This window comes from Roseovarius sp. MMSF_3298, assembly GCF_030733705.1.
GTDB lineage: Bacteria > Pseudomonadota > Alphaproteobacteria > Rhodobacterales > Rhodobacteraceae > Roseovarius > Roseovarius confluentis.
The window spans coordinates 1-16,423 of the sequence record NZ_JASHIN010000047.1; the positions used below are offsets into that span (position 1 = coordinate 1).

Below are 16,423 nucleotides of genomic sequence, written 5' to 3' on the forward strand. Positions count from 1 at the left end.
TCGGTCACCTCGTTCAAAGCCTTCGTAGACCTGGCCTGCGCTATGGCGTGGATCAGCTAAATGCAGACGCCGCCTAGAGCAAAATTACACCTGTGGCACGGATACGCCCTCGGGATGGCTGCCTGACGATTAGGCTTCAGGTTGATCGCGGCCGCCATCAGAAAACTTGGCACTGTTCCCACAACGTCTTCCCACTCCCGTTTACATGAAACTCGCTCAGACGAAATATTTCTGTATTATGAAATTAATTTCTGTGTTACGGAACAGAAGTGACAGGCGAGATCGCCTTTTTCAACTGTTCGTATCGCGCCTGAGGAGGAGATGGGGTGAACGACTACACGATACCGCGCAAATCGCTGGCGACCCTATTCCAGCCGGATTCCGTGGCCGTCATCGGCGCGTCCGAGGATCAGGCGAAATTCGGCGGTCGGCTGTTCCACCTGTTGGTACGCCATGGGTTTGATGGCCGGATCATCCCGATCAATCCCAAACGCGAAATGATCCTGGGTCTGCCGGCATTCGCGACGGTGACGGATGCGCCGGGCCCGGTGGATATGGCCGCGATCGTGGTTCCGCGCGAGATGGTGCCGGCGGCACTTCGCGACTGTGCGGCAGCCGGTGTCCAAAGCGCCGTCATCATCACCAACGGGTTTTCCGAGGCGGACGAGGCAGGTGCCGCTCTGGAGGCCGAGGTGCTGGCAATCGCCCGCCAGAACGGCATCCGACTGATCGGCCCCAACTGCCTCGGCTTCGTGAGTCCCGGCGCAAGGCTCTGTGTCTCGTCCTCTCCCGCCTTCTTCATCGACGACCTGAAGTCGGGAAGCATCGCCTTCACGAGCCAGTCGGGCGCGATGATGGCAACCCTGTTCGACAAGGCGAATGAAATGGGTATCGGGTTCTCGCACCTGTTCTCGATTGGGAACCAGGCTGACCTAGAGCTTTGCGATTTCGTCGATTTCGCCATCGACGATCCGGCGACGCGGGTCATCACCAGCTACATCGAGGGACTGAAGGCTCCCCCCCGCTTCGTCGAGACGGCGCGCCGGGCCCGGGCCGCGGGCAAGCCGTGGTTGGTGGTCCGGGCCGGACGCACCGCCTCCGGCGCGGCGGCCGCCTTTTCCCATACCGCGTCGCTGTCCGGCAATTACAAGGTGTTCGACACGATCTGTCGCGAGAACGGCGTGTTGCCGATGGATGACCTCGACGCCATGATCACGTTGGCGGCGGTTCTAGGCGCTTCCGGTGCGCCGAAGCCTGGCGCGGTTGGCGGGCTCAGCTTCTCGGGCGGCGGCACCACGGTGCTGGCCGACCGGCTGACCGAAGCGGGCTTGCCGTTGGCGGAATGGTCCGACGGCACGCGGGCCACGCTTGCCGAGTACCTGCCCGAGGCCGCGCGTCTCAACCCCATCGACGCCACCGCCGGCGGCGCCCGCAATGCCGACACGGTCCGCGCCAGCGCCACTGCCCTGTGCCGCGACCCCGGTGTCGCTTTCGGCATGACGGCGGTGACGACCGTGCCCGCGCTCGCAGATGTCTGCGAGGCCTATGCCGACGGAATCGATGCCGCCCGGAAGGAAGGGCAGGAGATGCCGAACATCATGATCATGTTCCCCGGCGCTGCTGCCGACGAGGCGCGCGACCGCCTGAAGGCGCGTGGGCAGGTCATCGTCGATACGCTGGACACCGGTATCCGCGCCCTGCAGGGCTGGATGGCGCTACGCGAAATGCGCGTGCGTCCCTTGCCGAGCCAGCCAGAGGGCATGGAACTGCCGAAAAACCTCTTCGGCGCGTTGAGTGAAGACCGCTCCAAGGAGGTGCTGAAAGGGATCGGGCTGCCGGTGAACGCCGGGGGTATCGCCCTCGACGCGGAGGAGGCACGGCGCATTGCCGGCGGGTTCGACGGCCCGGCGGTGGTCAAGATCGTCTCGCCGCAGATCGTGCACAAGTCCGACGCGGGCGGTGTGAGGCTGAACCTGAATGGTCCCGACGCGGTCGCGGCAGCGGTGACGGAAATGGGCGCACGGATAAGCCGCGAGCGGCCCGACGCCCGGATCGAAGGCTATTCGGTCCAGGCCATGCAGGAGGGCGAGTTGGAATTGCTCGTCGGGGCCCGCAACGATGACGACTTCGGGCCGGTCGTGATGATCGGTGCCGGGGGCATCCTCGTGGAACTGCTGGCCGACGTCTCGCTCGCCTCGGCGCCGGTGGATGCCGGAACGGCGGAGGCGATGATCGACCGCCTGGCCATCGCGCCGATGGTGGCTGGCTTCCGCGGAAGTGGCCCGCTGGACCGTGCGGCCCTGGTCGATGCGATCGTCCGAGTCTCGCATTTTGCGGCGCTGGCGGGGCCGGGGTTCCGCGAACTGGATATCAACCCGCTTCTGCTGCGCAAGGCGGGGGAAGGGTGCGTAGCGGTCGATGCGCGCATCCTCATGGCAGACAACAACGACTGAAAGGAAAGAGGATAAGATGAGTGTCGTAACGGTACGCAAAGAAGGCAAGGTTTCGATCATCGCGATCAACCGGCCGGAGAAGATGAACGCGATCAACACGCCGGTCGCCCTTGCGCTGCAGGAAGCCTTCGAGGAGTTCGATGCCTCGGATCAGCGTGTCGCCATCCTGACCAGCGAAGGCGACCGGGCCTTCTGCGCCGGGGCTGATCTCCATGATATTCCCGATTTCTGGCGCTGCGCACCGGGGCTGGGCATCCGCACGAAGAAACCGATCATTGCGGCCGTCACCGGTTGGTGCGTCGGCGGCGGGCTGGTCATGGCCGCGATGAGCGACCTTTGCGTCGCGACCGAGAGTACGCGGTTCTCATATCCCGAGGCGAAGCTGGGCTTTACTGGCGGGATCGTGGCCACGCTGGCCTCGCGCATTCCCACCAAGCTCGCGATGGAGATCATGCTGATGGCCGAACCGGTGCCCGGCCGTCGCGCCTATGAGATGGGGCTGGTAAACCGCATCGTCGAGGACGGCCAGCACATCGAGGTGGCGCTGGAAATGGCTCAATCCATGGCAGCCATGGCGCCCATGGTGCTGGCCACGCTGAAGACCCACGTCCTCGACGGGACGATCACGACCTGCCCCGCGGAGCGGATGTGGCAGGCCAGGGTGGAATTCGACCGGATCAACGCGAGCGACGACAAGAACGAAGGCCTGGCCGCTTCGCGGGAGAAGAGAATGCCCGAGTTCACCGGGCAGTAGGGAAGGTCGCGGCAGGGCGGAGGACCCAGTCGCGGGCATTCATTCAAAGGGAGGAAGACAATGCTGAGATTTGTAGGGAGATTTGTGGCCGCCGCCACGGCCGGGCTGCTGGTTGCGGGAACGCTCGCCGTTGGTGAGGCGCGGGCGGAATGGCCGACGGGAGATCTGCGGGTGTTGGTTCCGTACAATCCCGGTGGCACCACCGACAACGCTGCCCGGGCGATCGTGCCTGCACTGGAGGAAATTCTTGGCGTGTCGATCACGGTCGAGAACATCGGCGGCGCCGGCGGCACCATCGGGATGACGCGCCTGGCCGCGGCCCCGGCGGACGGCAGCGTCTTCGGTATTACGCCCAATGCTACCTTGACCATCGCGCCGAACATGCGCCCGGTCTCCTACGACCCGCTCGAGGACATTCAGGCCGTCGCCAAGATGAATGTTGCCATCGGCTCGCTTGCGCTGCGACCCAACTTCCCGGTCGACACGATGGAGGAATTCGTCGCTTACATGAACGAACATCCCGGCGAGGTGACTTTCGGATCCGCCGGTGTCGGCTCCACCACGCATCTCTACATCGAGCTGCTCAAGGACATGACCGGCTCGCAGGCCACCCACGTGCCCTTCAAAGGATCGAATGAGGCGGTCAACAGCCTAGTGGGCGGACATATCGATGCAGCGTTCGACTACAGCCCGCTGCTGGCGCAGGGCCAGGCCGGCGCGGTCAAGACGATGGCCGTCCTCAAGGAAGAACGCTGGGACGGCCTGCCGGACGTGCCGACGCTGGCCGAGGCCGGCTTTGCAGACCTGCAGTCGATCATCTGGTACGGTGTCGTCGCACCGGCGGGCATGTCGCAGGAAGCGCTCGACGGGATGCAGGCCGCGGTCGAGGAGGCCGTGCAGCGCCAGGACGTTCTGGAACGGTTCGAAAAGCTGGGGCTCGTCGCGGACTATAGGGACGCGGAGACCTTCGGGCAGGAACTGCGGGACAACCACGCATTCTTCGCTGAAACGCTCAAGCGGTTGAATCTGGCACAGCAATAGACGTTTCCGAGGAAAGACAGCGACATGCTATCGAGACTCTTTCCCGGACTGGTCCTGCTCTGCCTCGGTCTGTTCCTTGTGTTCGTCCTGATCCCCATGGGGATCAGGGCACCCGGCTATGTGCAGCCGAATTCGCTCAGTCCACAGGACCTGCCACGCCTGCTGGCTTGGGTGGTGGTCGCGGTCAGCCTGTGCATCATTTTCGCCGGCATCTTCGTCGGCGGACAGGAGGGCTTATCGCTGGGGGCGATGTCGCCGCTGCGCGGCATCGTCTTCATCGCGGCTTTCGCCGGCCTGCTCCTGCTTCTGCCTGTGCTGGGCACTGCGTTGACGGTGTTCTTGTTCGTCTTCGGCCTGCTGCTGTTCAAGTCGCGGCTGGGACCGTTACGCAGCCTCGTGCTGTCGATCCTGTTCAGTTCCACCGTGCACGTTTTGTTCATCGAGATCGCCCGCATCCCGTTGCCGAACCGGCTGCCTGACCTCTTCTGAGGAGATCATAATGGAAAATCTGGGGGCGTCTCTGGACCTCTTGCTGAACTGGCAGATATTCGTCTATCTGCCGCTCGGAGTCATCTTGGGCGCGATCATTGGTGCGATACCGGGGCTGACGATCACCATGGCCATCGGCATCCTGCTGCCGTTCACGCTGTTCTTCGACCCGCTGGCGGGCATCGTCCTGCTCCTGGGTATCACCAAGGGGGGGCTTTTCGGCGGGTCGATCTCGGCCATATTGCTGAACGTGCCCGGATCGCCCGCCGCCGCCTGTACCATGCTCGAGGGCTATCCACTGGCCCGCAAGGGCCGCGCCGGAGAGGCGCTGGACACTGCGCTTTGGGCCTCCTTCATCGGCGACTTGATCTCGGTTCTGGCGCTAATTCTGCTGGCCGGTATGCTGGCCCGCTTCGGTCTGCGCTTCGGCCCGGTCGAGCTGCTGGCGCTGGTCATCTTCTCGCTGACGATCATTGCGGCGGTGTCGAACGCGGGCCTGCTGAAGGGCGTGATTGGCGGGGCGCTGGGGCTCTTCGCGGGCACCGTAGGGCTGGACCTGATCTACGGAACCGAACGGTTCACCTTCGGCCAGCCGAACCTCTACGACGGGATCGCCTTCCTGCCGCTGCTGGTGGGGCTCTTCGCGCTGCCGGATATCCTGCTATACTATTTCCGTCCGGCGAAGGAGGCCGAGATCGAAATCTCCGGAAAACCGGAGCAGCGGGGACGCCTGTCGCGGGCGAACTTCCGCATCGTGCTACCGACAATCCTGCGTGGCAGCGCTGTCGGCATTGTGCTGGGCGCGATCCCCGGGGTCGGCGCTACGCCTTCGACCTTCGCCTCCTACGCTATCGCGCGCAAGACGGCGCCGGACCGCAAGGAATTCGGCCAAGGCGCCCTGTCGGGCGTGGCCGCGGCGGAAAGCGCCAATTCGGGCACCGGAGCCTCGACCCTGATACCATTGCTGGCGCTCGGCATTCCCGGCGACGTGATCACCGCAATGCTGATGGGGGCTTTCTTCTTCCACGGCCTCGCGCCGGGGCCGAACCTTTTCCAAGACAACATCAGCTTCGTCTACGCGCTTTATGTCGCGCTGCTGGTGTCATCCGGTGTGATCCTCGTGGTCGGGCGCTTCGGCGTGCCGCTGATCCGCCGGATCGTCGAGGTGCCCCGCGCGATCCTTTTCCCGATGGTCATCGTGCTGACCGTGGTCGGATCCTACGCCATTTCCAACTCCATGTTCGACGTCTGGGTCATGTTTTTCGCCGGCTTCGTCGGGCTTGCCTTCCGGGCGCTTCGGGTGTCGGAGGCGGCTTTCTTAATTGGCTTCGTGCTCTCGCCGCTGCTGGAGGACAACCTGCAGCGCGTGCTGATCATATCCCGCGGCGACCTGACCGTTTTCTTCTCCAGTGGCATCGCGATCTTCTTCTATGGGGTGACGACGCTGGTGGTGCTGTTCCAGCTCGCGTTGTCGTTGTCGCAGATTTTCCGACCCGCGGGCCGGCATGACAGCGCAATCTCGGAATCAGCAAGCAGGGCGGAAACCGATGGACGGCGGAGGACGAGTTAGTCCTGTCCCTGCCACCCCAGCGCCCGAGACATGGTCAGTGCCCCCGAGATGACCGCCGGGGCAAGGCCCTGGAGCCGTTCCGCGTTCAGCCGGATCGCCGGCCCGGAGATCCCCAGCGCCGCGATGACGGACCCACGGGCGTCCCGGATCGGTGAGGCGGCGCCACAGACGTCCGGGCGCCATTCCCCGTTGTTGAAGGCGATGCCGGTCTCGCGAATGCGCGCGAATTCGGCCCGCAGACTGTCCTTGGTCACCAGCGTCTTGGGCGAGAACCTTTTTCGACGGGCGGAGGCAATCAGCGCCTCCTCGGCCGCGGGAATATGGGCCAGCATCGCCTTGCCTGTGGCCACCGCCCAAGCGGGCGCGCGCGCGCCAATATTGGTATAGGCGCGGACCGCCTGCGTGGCCTCGATCTTGTCAACGTAAATCACCTCGAGCCCATCGAGAACCGACAGGTGAATGGTTTCGCCCACCTTGTCGGACAATTCCTGCATCGGAGTGCGCGCTATTCCCATCAGGTCAAGATCGGCCACGATGCGCGATCCCATTTCCCACAAGCGCAGCGTCGCGGAATAAAGTCCCTTTTCGCCGTCCTGCTTGACGAACCCCTCTTCGATCAAAGTGTGCAGCAGGCGATGCGTATTGCTTTTCGTCAGACCCAGCTGATCAGCGAGACTGGTCAGCGTTCTCGGTCCGCCGCTCTCGGAAAGCGCAGAAAGGAGTTTCAATCCTTTAACGAAAGCCTTGTCCGCCAAATGTATATTCCTTTTTGACTGAAGTGTGAGAATAGCATTTCTTCTCCACGGATGGAAAGCGTGTCACACTGTCGCCTTGCGAGTGACCCGGGCGCGCTCGCTGTAGCGTCGGATCCTTTCCTTGAGCCCGGACACGGCGGCACTTCGCACAAGGGCATCGATGTCCCTTCCATAGCCCTCGTAGCCGATCCGCCGGGCCTCGATGCAACTCATGTGCGTGCCGAGCGCACTCTCCCGGTTGGCCAGATTGGCGATCCGGTCGCAGACCCACACTTCAAAGCGGTATCGAGATCGACGGGATCGGGACGGTCAGACAGGTTACGCGTCATTGCCGGCCCGACAAATCGCGCGAGCCGGCCGGGCCCGATGATTGCCGTCAAGGCCCCCGCCCACCCGGACTGCAACAGCCATCTCTCGAGTCATCCAGTCCTCCATTGACACCACAACGAAATTCCATTTTATAGAAATGCATTCTGTATTGTGAAAGTAAAGGCTGGTATGGCGAACGTGTTGGGCATTGCAGACAGAATTGATGGTCTCCTGTCCGAGATCGATCTGCAAGGCGGTAGCCGGACCCGCACTTTTGGTCCGCCGATGAAAACCATCGTGCGTCCAAGGGCTGCGCTGCGTCGCCCGCCCGGCCTTGACGAACATGGCCCGGCGATCCGGGCCGAGAACTCTAATGGGAGGCCAAAGAATGACGGCGCTGCTCAGGACATTCATACGCAAGGCGACCGAGACACTGGATGGAGGCGCCGCCGAGTCCGAGATACTGGAGACCCTGCAGGCGCCCTTCGCCACGCTCATCTCCTCGGATGACTGGCTGCCCCAAGCCTGTGCCCGCCCGCACCCCGAATTCTACCAGCAGTACCTGCTGCACTGCGATCCCTTCGAGCGGTTCTCGGTGGTCAGCTTTGTTTGGGGGCCGGGACAGGAGACACCGATCCACAATCACACCGTCTGGGGCATGATCGGGATGCTGCGCGGCGCGGAAGTCGCGCAGAGCTATGAACCGCCCGCAGAAGGGGCGCCGATGGTCTGCACCGGCGAGGAACGGCTCGATCCCGGCATGATCGACATGGTATCGCCCGACATCGGCGACGTCCACAAGGTTCGCAACGCCTACGATGACCGGGTGTCGATCAGCATCCACATCTATGGCGCGAATATCGGGAAGGTGCCGAGGTCGGTCTTCGATCTCGAGACCGGCACGGCCAAACAGTTCATTTCGGGCTTTTCTGGCGACAGCATCCCCAACATCTGGGCCTGACGGTCACGGCAGGGCGCGTCTGCTCTAGCGCGTAGTCTCGCCCCCGGCCCGCTGCCGGACCTCCGCCGTGTCGGCCCCGAGGTCGGGCACCGGGCGCGTGATCGCCGGCTCGAACCGCGACATGCGGACCGGCGGCGCCAGCTTGCCTTCCTCCAGCACCAGCCCACGGGCCTGCACCTGCGCCGAGGCGAGGGCCTCCTCCGTGGTGAGAACGGCGTTTACGCAGCAGTCGTGATTCGCGAAATGTTTGGCCCAGTCGGCCTGCGTGCGCCCGCGGAAGATCGCCTCGAGCTCGGACCGGGCATGTCGTTGCTGTTCGGGCGTGCCCAGTCCGCAGGATTCGAGGTCCGGGCGGGACAGCGCGTTGACCAGCACCTTCCAGAACTTTGCCTCAAGCGCGCCCACAGCCATGTAGCGCCCGTCGGACGTCTCGTAATAGCCGTAGCCCGGGAAAGCACCGGATAGCCGGCCCCGGCCCCGTTCCGGCGGCCGCCCGTGCTGGACCGTGTCGGCCACAGGCATAACCGTGTGAGTAAAGGCCGCGTCGGTCATCGAAACGTCGACGTGCCGCCCCCGACCGGTCCGCGCGGCGTCGTAGAGGGCAATCATCATCCCCATGCCGGCGGCCAGTGTGCCCCCTGCGAGGTCCGCTATCTGGAAGTTCGACAACGCCGGGGGGCCGCCCGCCGCGCCGGTCTGATCCGACACGCCGGAGGCGGCGAGGTAGTTGATGTCATGACCGGCCCGCAGCCGGTTCGGCCCGGTCTGGCCATAACCCGAGATGCTGCACATCACGATGGCCGGGTTCCGCGCGGCAAGCGCGTCATAGCCCAGCCCGAGGCGGTCCATGACGCCGGGCCGGAAGCCCTCGACCACCAGATTGGCGGTCTCGCAGAGTGTCAGAAACAGGGCGCGGTCCGCCTCGCACTTCAGGTCGAGTGCTACTGACCGCTTGTTGCGATTCAAGGCGTTGAAAATGGCAGAGTGCTTGCCCGCGCTGTCGGTCCGGCGGGCGTAGTCGCCCAGCTTCGGCTCCTCGATCTTGATCACCTCCGCGCCGTAATCGGCAAGGTGCTGTGTCGCGAGCGGACCCGGTAGCAGTCGGGACAGGTCGAGTACCGTTATTCCGGCCAGAGGGGGAGAGTTGGTCACATGCGTCTCCTTCACAGGGGCATCGTCCGGCGAAGAGCCGATCAGGCGGTCGCGGGGGCCATCAGCGCCCGGGCATCCACCGCAACGGCCCCTTTGCCCGCCTCGGCAACGAACAGGGGGTTGATGTCCAGCTCGCACAGGCGGCCGCCCAGGTCGTGCGCCAGCCAGCTTGTCCGGGAAATCGCGTCGGCGACGGCGTCCATGTCCAGTGGAGGCTGCCCCCGGACGCCTTCGAGGATACGCGCGATCTTCAGGGTTCCCAGCATCCGCTTGGCGTCTTCCGGGGACACCGGGACGCTCGCCGTGGCCACGTCGGCCAGCAGTTCCACCAGCCCACCGCCTGCGCCCACCATGATCATCGCGCCGAAGAGGTCGTCGTGCTGTACCCCGATCATTACCTCGGCGAGGCCGGTGGCCTGTTCCTGCACTAGGAAGCCGTGGATTTCGGCATCCGGTGCGGTCTGTTCCAGCCGGGCGCGCATCGCGCGGACAGCATCGGCCATCGCCTCGGGGCCGTCGATGTCCAGCATCACGCCGCCGACATCCGCTTTGTGCACGACGTCCGGCGACACGACCTTGAGCACAAGCGGCGCGGTCAACCCGGCGGCGATGCCCCGCGCGCTCTCGGCGTCGGTAGCCAGCCTGCCGGTGTTGGTGCGGATGCCGTAGCTTTCCAGCAGGGCCTTGGCCGCCTTCTCGTCCAACGGTCCGGAAGGCAGGTCCGCGGGCAGGGCGCAGCCCTCCGGACGGGTGGCGGCCGTGCGGGCCGTCCTTGTGCCCGCAGCGCGCAGGGCGCGGATGGCGCGGGCCGCGCCGTGCAGGCTGTCAGTATAGGGGATGGCATTCTCGCGCAGGTAGGCACGCGCCTCGTCCGCCATCGCGGCGGGCTGGATCACCAGCAGATGTGGCGTATCACCCGCGCCATCGGCCACCAGTTGGGAGACCAGCCGGACGTCGGGACAGGTGCTGATCACACCCAGCAGCAGGCTGACCGCCGGGTCCTGCACGATAGCCTGCGTCACGGGACCGTTGGCACCCACGATCGGATCCTTGACGGCCGCGCCGGTATCCACCGGGTTCGTCATGTCGTCGGGAAAGTACGCCGGCAGGGCCGCGCGGGTCGCGGGGCCGAACTCGGCCATTGGCAGGTCCATGTCGCTGAACAGGTCGGCGGTCATGACGCAGCTTCCCCCCGAAGGAGAGACCACACCGATCCGGTCGATCCGCGCCGCTGGGCTGTGCGAGACAAGCAGGGTCGCGGTGACAAACGATTCGAAGTCGTCGAACAGCACGATCCCGTTGTCGCGGCAGATGTTGGTGAAGGCGTCGTGGCTGCTAGCAAGACTCGCGGTATGGGAAAAGGCGGCCTCCATCCCGGCCTCGGTCCGGCCTGATTTCATCATCAGCCAAGTCTTGCCCGATGCGCGCACGCGCCGCGCCGTCTCGATGAAGCGGGAGGGAGAGCTAAGGCCCTCAACATAGGTGCAAATCACCTGCGTCATCGGATCGTCGACCAGCCCGCCGACGAGGTCGCAGAAATCGACGTCCGCCTGATTGCCGGTTGGAAAGGCGTGCGAGATGCCGAACCCGTGCTGCTCCACGAAGTCCATCAGGGCGCTGAGGACACCGCCGCTCTGGCTGACGATGCCGATGTTGCCGGTGCGCAGCCTGTCGACCTTCAAGACGTGCGAGGACATCATCGCCAGGTTGTTGACCGGGCTGGCAAAGCCCATGACGTTCGGCCCGATCAAGCGCATCCCGTGCGACTTCGCCAGCGCTGCAAGCGCCGCTTCGCCTTCCTTATCGCCCGCGTCCGCGAAACCGCTGGAGATGACGACCACCACCTTGGCCCCGCGCTGCCCGGCCTTGTCGATCATGCCCGCGATCGTCGGCTTCGGCGTGCCGATTAGCACCACGTCGGGTGTGGCCGGGAGGTCGTCGAGCGAGGGATAGGCGCGTCGCCCGAACAGGGTCTCGCGTGAGGGGTTGATCAGGTAGACATCGCCTGCATAGCTGTGCTTCAGCAGGTAATGCGTGATCCTTCCACTGAACTTGGCCTGATCCTCGGATGCGCCGACGATGGCGACGGAGCGCGGGTTCAGCAGCGCGCGAATGCCGTCGTCATCTGCCGTGGTGGTTTCTATGCTGTTCATGTGTCCTCGAGATTTTCTGCATGCGCCCTGCCGCGTTTCGCCGGTCGGGGGATCCGCTGTGCGCGTCGCGATCAGGCGGTGACGTTCAGCCGGATCGTCTGGATGTCGTTGTTGCCATAGCCTAGCCGGTTGGCCGCGCTCTGCGTCTGCTGGACCCGACCCGAGACGTCGGTACAGCGGGCCGACAGGAAGTTGTAGCCGGGCGGTCCGTCGAGCGTAACCTCGGCGCGCCAGGTCCGCCAAACGAAGGGACCCTCGTCTGCGCCCAACTCGGCCGCGGTCCAGGTCTTGCCGCCGTCGAGGCTCAGCTCGACCTTTTCCACCGGTTGATCCCCGGCCCAGGCGATGCCCGAAACGGAAACACTGCCGCCCTTCGTGGCCTTGTCGCCATCCTCGGGGGACTGGATGATCGCGCGCGGCAGGCCCGGGCCAACCACGCCGGTGATGCTGCCAGACGTATCCTGATAGGTGTAGCGTTCCTTCTGCCAGAAGCCACCGTAGGTCCGGTCGGTCGAAAATTCGAGCTTACACGGCCATTTTACCCACCAGACGCCGAACCAGCCGGGCACCACCAGCCGCACCGGCCCGCCGTGAAGCCAGGGCAGTTGCGCGCCGTTCATCTCGGTGGCGAGGATGGTGGAGCCGTCCAGCGCCTTCTCTTTCGGCAGGCCCTTGGAGAAATCGGAATGCATGTTCTCGGGCTGGGTCACGCCTTCGTCGCCGCCCCGCAGGATCACGCATTCGAACCCGTCGCGCACCCCCAAGTGATCAAGCACGTCCGACAGTCGCGGGCCGCGCCACGTTGCCGTGCCGACCATGCCGTGCCCGAATTGCGTGCCCGGGGTCTTGTCGGGCAGGAAGCCGCGGCTCATCCCGGCGCACTCCAGCAGCGCCGTGACTTCGCGCTTTGGCAGCGCCTCGATATCCGCCAGCACGAGTTTCGCGGTCGACCCGTCCGGCTTCGTCACCTCGAGCGACCAGTCCTCGCTGCCGACCTTGTGGGGGGCGTAGTGGTGAACGATGAAAAAATCGTCGGTCTGGGTGATCCCGCCGCCCTCCGGCAGGCGGCCCTCGGCCATCTGGGGATTGCCCTCGGCATCGCGGGCGCGAACCGTCAGGCCGTCTTCATTGATCTGATCCTTCATCGTCTCTTCCTCGTGCTGCTTTGGCTCTGCGTCCGGCCGGAACTGATCTGTGCGAAGATAGCAGGTCATTCCGACAGGTCTTTGAGTTACGTATGGTAGAACATGTTTTTGTTATTTGGAACATGTGATCATTGTCAAGCGGGAATGGCGTCCGCTCACTTCGGCCATCAACTGCCGAGAGCGCCGCGGTCAAGGTTGAAGGAACCGCTTGACGCCGGTCGCGTCTGTAGCATAGCGTGTTCCAAAATATGATATATAATTCTGAAATATAGAAAAACGGGGCCCAGTGACGATCAGTTTTAGTGATCCGGCCCTGTTTGCGGACGGTGCATGGCTGCGGCAGCCGCCCGTTACCATCGAGGTGACGAACCCTGTGACTCGCAGCGTTGCAACCGCTTTGCCGGGGGCGAGGATGCCTACGCGGCGTCCAATGGCACCGGCTTTGTGCTTGGTCGCTACGTCTTCAACGGCTCGAAAGATCGCGCCCGGTCAGCCGCCACGCGGATCGACGCCGGGATGGTCGACAACAACACCTTTGGATTCGTCTATTTCGGTTCGCCGATCGGCGGTCGCCGGGACAGCGGCTTGGGGCAGCGCCGGTGGGTCGGAGGGGATGGAAGCCTACCGCATCAACAAGTTCGACAGCCAGTTCTGAGGTTTACAGGAGAGGAGACAGAAGATGGAATGCCAATGCGTCGTCAAATTCGAGGCGGATATGGAGCTTATGCAGCGCCCGGATCTCGAGGCCGCGGGGGACGAGATCGTCCTGCGTATCACCGCGTGCGGGGTCTGCCACAGCGACGTCCACATGAAGGCTGGGGGCTATGACGTGGGCAACGGCGAGATCGTCGACCGCGGCAGGCCGCTGCCCCGCATCCTCGGCCACGAGATCGCAGGCGAGGTCATCGGCATGGGTGACAGCGCGACCGGGGTCAGCCTGGGTGACAAGGTCGTTGTCTACCCTTGGCAGGGCTGCGGCATGTGCGACACCTGCAAGACCGGTGACGAGCATCTCTGTACCCAGCCGCATTTCATCGGCGTGCAGCTCGAGGGCGGCTTTGCCTCGCATATCAAGGTGCGCCATTCCCGCTACCTGGTCGACATCGGCACCCGCGATCCGCTCTACCTCGCGCCACTTTCCTGCTCGGGGCTGACTGCCTTCGGCGCGATCAACAAGATACGTCCGCAGGTCGCGGAGGAAACGGTCGTCATCATCGGCGCCGGCGGGCTTGGACTTATGGCGATCGAAATTCTCAAGGCGCTCGGGGCCCGGTCGCCGGTCGTCGTGGATGTAGATCCGGCCAAGCGCGAGGCAGCAATTGCCGCCGGCGCCGGTGCTGCCATCGACGGCGCCGCCACGGATGCCGTCGCGCAAGTGCAGCGCGCCTGCGGCGGATCGGTCAAATGCGTGATCGACTTCGTGGGGAACCCCAAGACCACCGAACTGGGCTTCGAAGCCCTGAGCAAGGCGGGCACGCTTGTGCTCGTTGGGCTCTACGGCGGCGCAACGCCTTGGCGCATCCCCTACATCACTTGGAAGTCGGCGCGGATCGTCGGCAGCTGCGTCGGATCGTTGACCGAGTTTCGCGATCTGATGAGCATGGCCATGGATGACAAGCTGGGGCGGATCCCCACCCGCGCACATGATCTGCACGACGCCAATACCGTGATCACAGACCTGGAGAAGGGCAAGGTCATCGGCCGCGCCGTGCTGACCCCCTGACCGTCGCCGACAGGCGTTTCGACCCCGGCGGCGCGCCGCCGGGTGCTCACGCGACCCCCGCGCGGGCAATGGGATCGACAAGGCCAAGCGTGCGCAGGCGTTCTTCAACAGTCCGCTGCCCGGCACCATTCCTATCGGCTCGCAGTACTAGATGGTCGCCATCTGCTTTTTGCCCCTCTTCCTGGCCGAAAAGCCGGAACGCCCATATCGCGGTGGACGTGGTGACGCGGCCGCTGCCGGAGACGATCCATAAGGTGCTGCATTTCCTCGCCGCACTGCTCTTTGCCGTCTTCACCTAGCGCGCGCTGATCCCCCCTCGATCCTCTGCATCCTCCAGGGCATTATCGCCCGGGTGCCGATCAGCCAGCTTTTCGTGGCCGGGGCCGTGGGCGCGTCCATGACCATCCTGATCACGCCGGTGAAGCGCACCATGTGCTTCGAACTGATGAAACAGGGCGGCCTCGAGACGCTCCAGATATGCAGTGCGATCTTTGTGATGGCCATAGGTGCCAACATGCTGAGCCGGTTCATGGCCTTTTCGGCCTGACTCTGTTTGGTCCCGGTCTCTTGTCTCATCTCCACTCGCTGGTGATTGCGATGAGGTACTTGTCGGTCAAGTCGAAGCGCGCGTGGATGCGCCGGCAATTCCGGGGCGTCTCATTTGAATGTCAATTAGTGCCTTCCAGGAGCGTCAATCTCAGGGTTTACAGTCAAAAACCATTAATGTATGTGAAAAGGCGTTCACGCTTGAAGAACAACGGAATCCCTCGTGATCGCGTCTAGCCACCCAGAAACAGCGAAAACCTCGATACACATCCTTTGCGGCCTGCGGCCTGATTTCCACTTTCCTGGGCAAGTTGCGGGGCCGGATCCGTGCCATGCCGGAATATCCGGGCGTTCCCGGAGAGGGCCCGTTTGCAGTTCTCGAACACTTCGCACCTATTCAGCTATGATGGACTGCACCACCCCAGTCTGGATGGCTGAAAAAAGGAACGAGAGATGATGAAAGACAGAAAGACAGCTGCGTCAGCAGAAGCGGACTCCGCGGCATCGAAGCCGAAAGCGGCGCCGCGCCGGGATACCACGCTGCGCAAAGGGCTGCGCCTTATCGAGATATTGTCGGCGCGCGGCGCAATGAGCCTAGGCGATATTTCCCGCGTGGCCGAGCTTAGCAAGACAAACGCTCACCACCTGCTGCACACTCTGATCGAGGAAGGGTACGTCGAGCAGGACCCGGAAACGGTTCGCTATGGCGCAACACTGCGTCTTTGGGAGGTCGCGATGATGCGGTCGGAGCAGCCCGACTGGATCAATCCGTGCCTTCCGGCAATGCAGCGGCTGCGCCACGATAGCCGCGAGACGGTGATCCTTGGCCTGATCGACGGCGACGAAGTCCTGTACCTGCATCGGCTGGACAGCCCGGAAGCGGTGCGCACCTTCACCCGCGTGGGGGAGCGTGCGCCGGCCTATTGCGTGGCGACGGGCAAGGCGATCCTGGCCTTCGATCCAGATGGGGAAACCCGATGGCGCGCGCTGGAGCCGGTCGCGCAGAGCGATGAGACGATCACCGATCTCGATGCACTGGTGGAGGATATGAAAGCCACCCGCGACCGGGGCTATTCGATCAATCGCGGCGAATGGCGCGGCGGGGTCTGTGCGATCGGCGCACCGATCTATGGCCTGAACGGACGTGTCCGGATGGCGCTGTCCATCGCAGGTCCCGCGGATAGGGTGACCGAGACCCGCATTCCGGAACTTGCGAAGATGGTGACGACGGCGGCGGAAGAGGCGTCTGCCGCGCTGCAAACACGAAAGGAAACCTGATGAACGAACCGCAATCCCTTCCGCTGGCCGGCGTTCGCGTGGTCGAGATTTGCCAGATCGCGGCTGGGCCGTTTTGCGGGATGCTTCTGGCGGA

The 16,423-nt window shown here is 64.1% G+C and carries 13 protein-coding genes and 1 pseudogene; 10 read left to right on the forward strand and 4 right to left on the reverse strand.

Annotated features, from left to right (window positions below; all coding sequences use genetic code 11):
* Nucleotides 1-326 precede the first annotated feature (326 nt).
* The 5 genes from RBB18_RS22325 to RBB18_RS22345 are packed head-to-tail and all read left to right on the forward strand — an operon-like array spanning nucleotide 327 to nucleotide 6,307.
* Nucleotides 327-2,453 carry an acetate--CoA ligase family protein gene (locus RBB18_RS22325; RefSeq protein WP_306112519.1) on the forward strand — a complete coding sequence of 709 codons (2,127 nt, stop codon included), beginning with the start codon at nucleotides 327-329 and terminating at the stop codon, nucleotides 2,451-2,453.
* Nucleotides 2,454-2,469: 16 nt separating this feature from the next.
* The gene (locus RBB18_RS22330) at nucleotides 2,470-3,207 is read left to right on the forward strand and encodes an enoyl-CoA hydratase/isomerase family protein (protein ID WP_103763712.1); all 738 of its coding nucleotides are present in this window, start codon (nucleotides 2,470-2,472) and stop codon (nucleotides 3,205-3,207) included.
* A gap of 60 nt (nucleotides 3,208-3,267) precedes the next feature.
* A complete protein-coding gene (locus RBB18_RS22335; protein WP_306112520.1) occupies nucleotides 3,268-4,248 on the forward strand; it encodes a tripartite tricarboxylate transporter substrate binding protein in 981 nt (326 codons plus the stop codon).
* Between the two features lie 24 nt (nucleotides 4,249-4,272).
* Nucleotides 4,273-4,737: a tripartite tricarboxylate transporter TctB family protein gene (locus RBB18_RS22340; protein ID WP_103763710.1), complete on the forward strand. Its 465-nt coding sequence runs from the start codon at nucleotides 4,273-4,275 to the stop codon at nucleotides 4,735-4,737.
* 10 nt (nucleotides 4,738-4,747) lie between these two features.
* Entirely contained in the window at nucleotides 4,748-6,307 is a 1,560-nt protein-coding gene (locus tag RBB18_RS22345) for a tripartite tricarboxylate transporter permease (RefSeq protein WP_306112521.1), read from the forward strand.
* On the opposite strand, the gene RBB18_RS22350 is transcribed toward RBB18_RS22345, so the two are convergent.
* Entirely contained in the window at nucleotides 6,304-7,035 is a 732-nt protein-coding gene (locus tag RBB18_RS22350) for an IclR family transcriptional regulator (RefSeq protein ID WP_274593892.1), read from the reverse strand. The genes RBB18_RS22345 and RBB18_RS22350 overlap by 4 nt on opposite strands.
* 724 nt (nucleotides 7,036-7,759) lie before the next feature.
* On the opposite strand from RBB18_RS22350, the gene RBB18_RS22355 reads away from it, so the two are divergent.
* Entirely contained in the window at nucleotides 7,760-8,332 is a 573-nt protein-coding gene (locus RBB18_RS22355) for a hypothetical protein (protein WP_281255068.1), read from the forward strand.
* A gap of 24 nt (nucleotides 8,333-8,356) precedes the next feature.
* Here RBB18_RS22355 and RBB18_RS22360 read toward each other — a convergent pair whose 3' ends face one another.
* From RBB18_RS22360 to RBB18_RS22370, 3 genes are all read right to left on the reverse strand, one after another.
* Nucleotides 8,357-9,484, reverse strand: a complete 1,128-nt coding sequence (locus RBB18_RS22360) for a CaiB/BaiF CoA-transferase family protein (protein WP_306112522.1) — start codon at nucleotides 9,482-9,484, stop codon at nucleotides 8,357-8,359.
* A 41-nt stretch (nucleotides 9,485-9,525) separates the two neighbouring features.
* Nucleotides 9,526-11,637: an acetate--CoA ligase family protein gene (locus tag RBB18_RS22365; RefSeq protein WP_306112523.1), complete on the reverse strand. Its 2,112-nt coding sequence runs from the start codon at nucleotides 11,635-11,637 to the stop codon at nucleotides 9,526-9,528.
* 71 nt (nucleotides 11,638-11,708) lie between these two features.
* Complete coding sequence (locus tag RBB18_RS22370; RefSeq protein WP_306112524.1) at nucleotides 11,709-12,851, reverse strand: sulfite oxidase; 1,143 nt, start codon at nucleotides 12,849-12,851, stop codon at nucleotides 11,709-11,711.
* 261 nt (nucleotides 12,852-13,112) lie between these two features.
* Here RBB18_RS22370 and RBB18_RS23250 point away from each other — a divergent pair.
* From RBB18_RS23250 to RBB18_RS22385, 4 genes and pseudogenes are all read left to right on the forward strand, one after another.
* Nucleotides 13,113-13,370: pseudogene (locus RBB18_RS23250) on the forward strand (aldehyde dehydrogenase family protein); the annotation flags it as partial.
* Between the two features lie 91 nt (nucleotides 13,371-13,461).
* On the forward strand, nucleotides 13,462-14,505 hold the full coding sequence (locus tag RBB18_RS22375) for an alcohol dehydrogenase (RefSeq protein ID WP_306112525.1): 1,044 nt from the start codon (nucleotides 13,462-13,464) through the stop codon (nucleotides 14,503-14,505).
* Nucleotides 14,506-14,857: 352 nt separating this feature from the next.
* On the forward strand, nucleotides 14,858-15,052 hold the full coding sequence (locus RBB18_RS22380; RefSeq protein WP_103763700.1) for a hypothetical protein: 195 nt from the start codon (nucleotides 14,858-14,860) through the stop codon (nucleotides 15,050-15,052).
* A gap of 452 nt (nucleotides 15,053-15,504) precedes the next feature.
* Complete coding sequence (locus RBB18_RS22385) at nucleotides 15,505-16,329, forward strand: IclR family transcriptional regulator (RefSeq protein ID WP_274593900.1); 825 nt, start codon at nucleotides 15,505-15,507, stop codon at nucleotides 16,327-16,329.
* Nucleotides 16,330-16,423 lie beyond the last annotated feature (94 nt).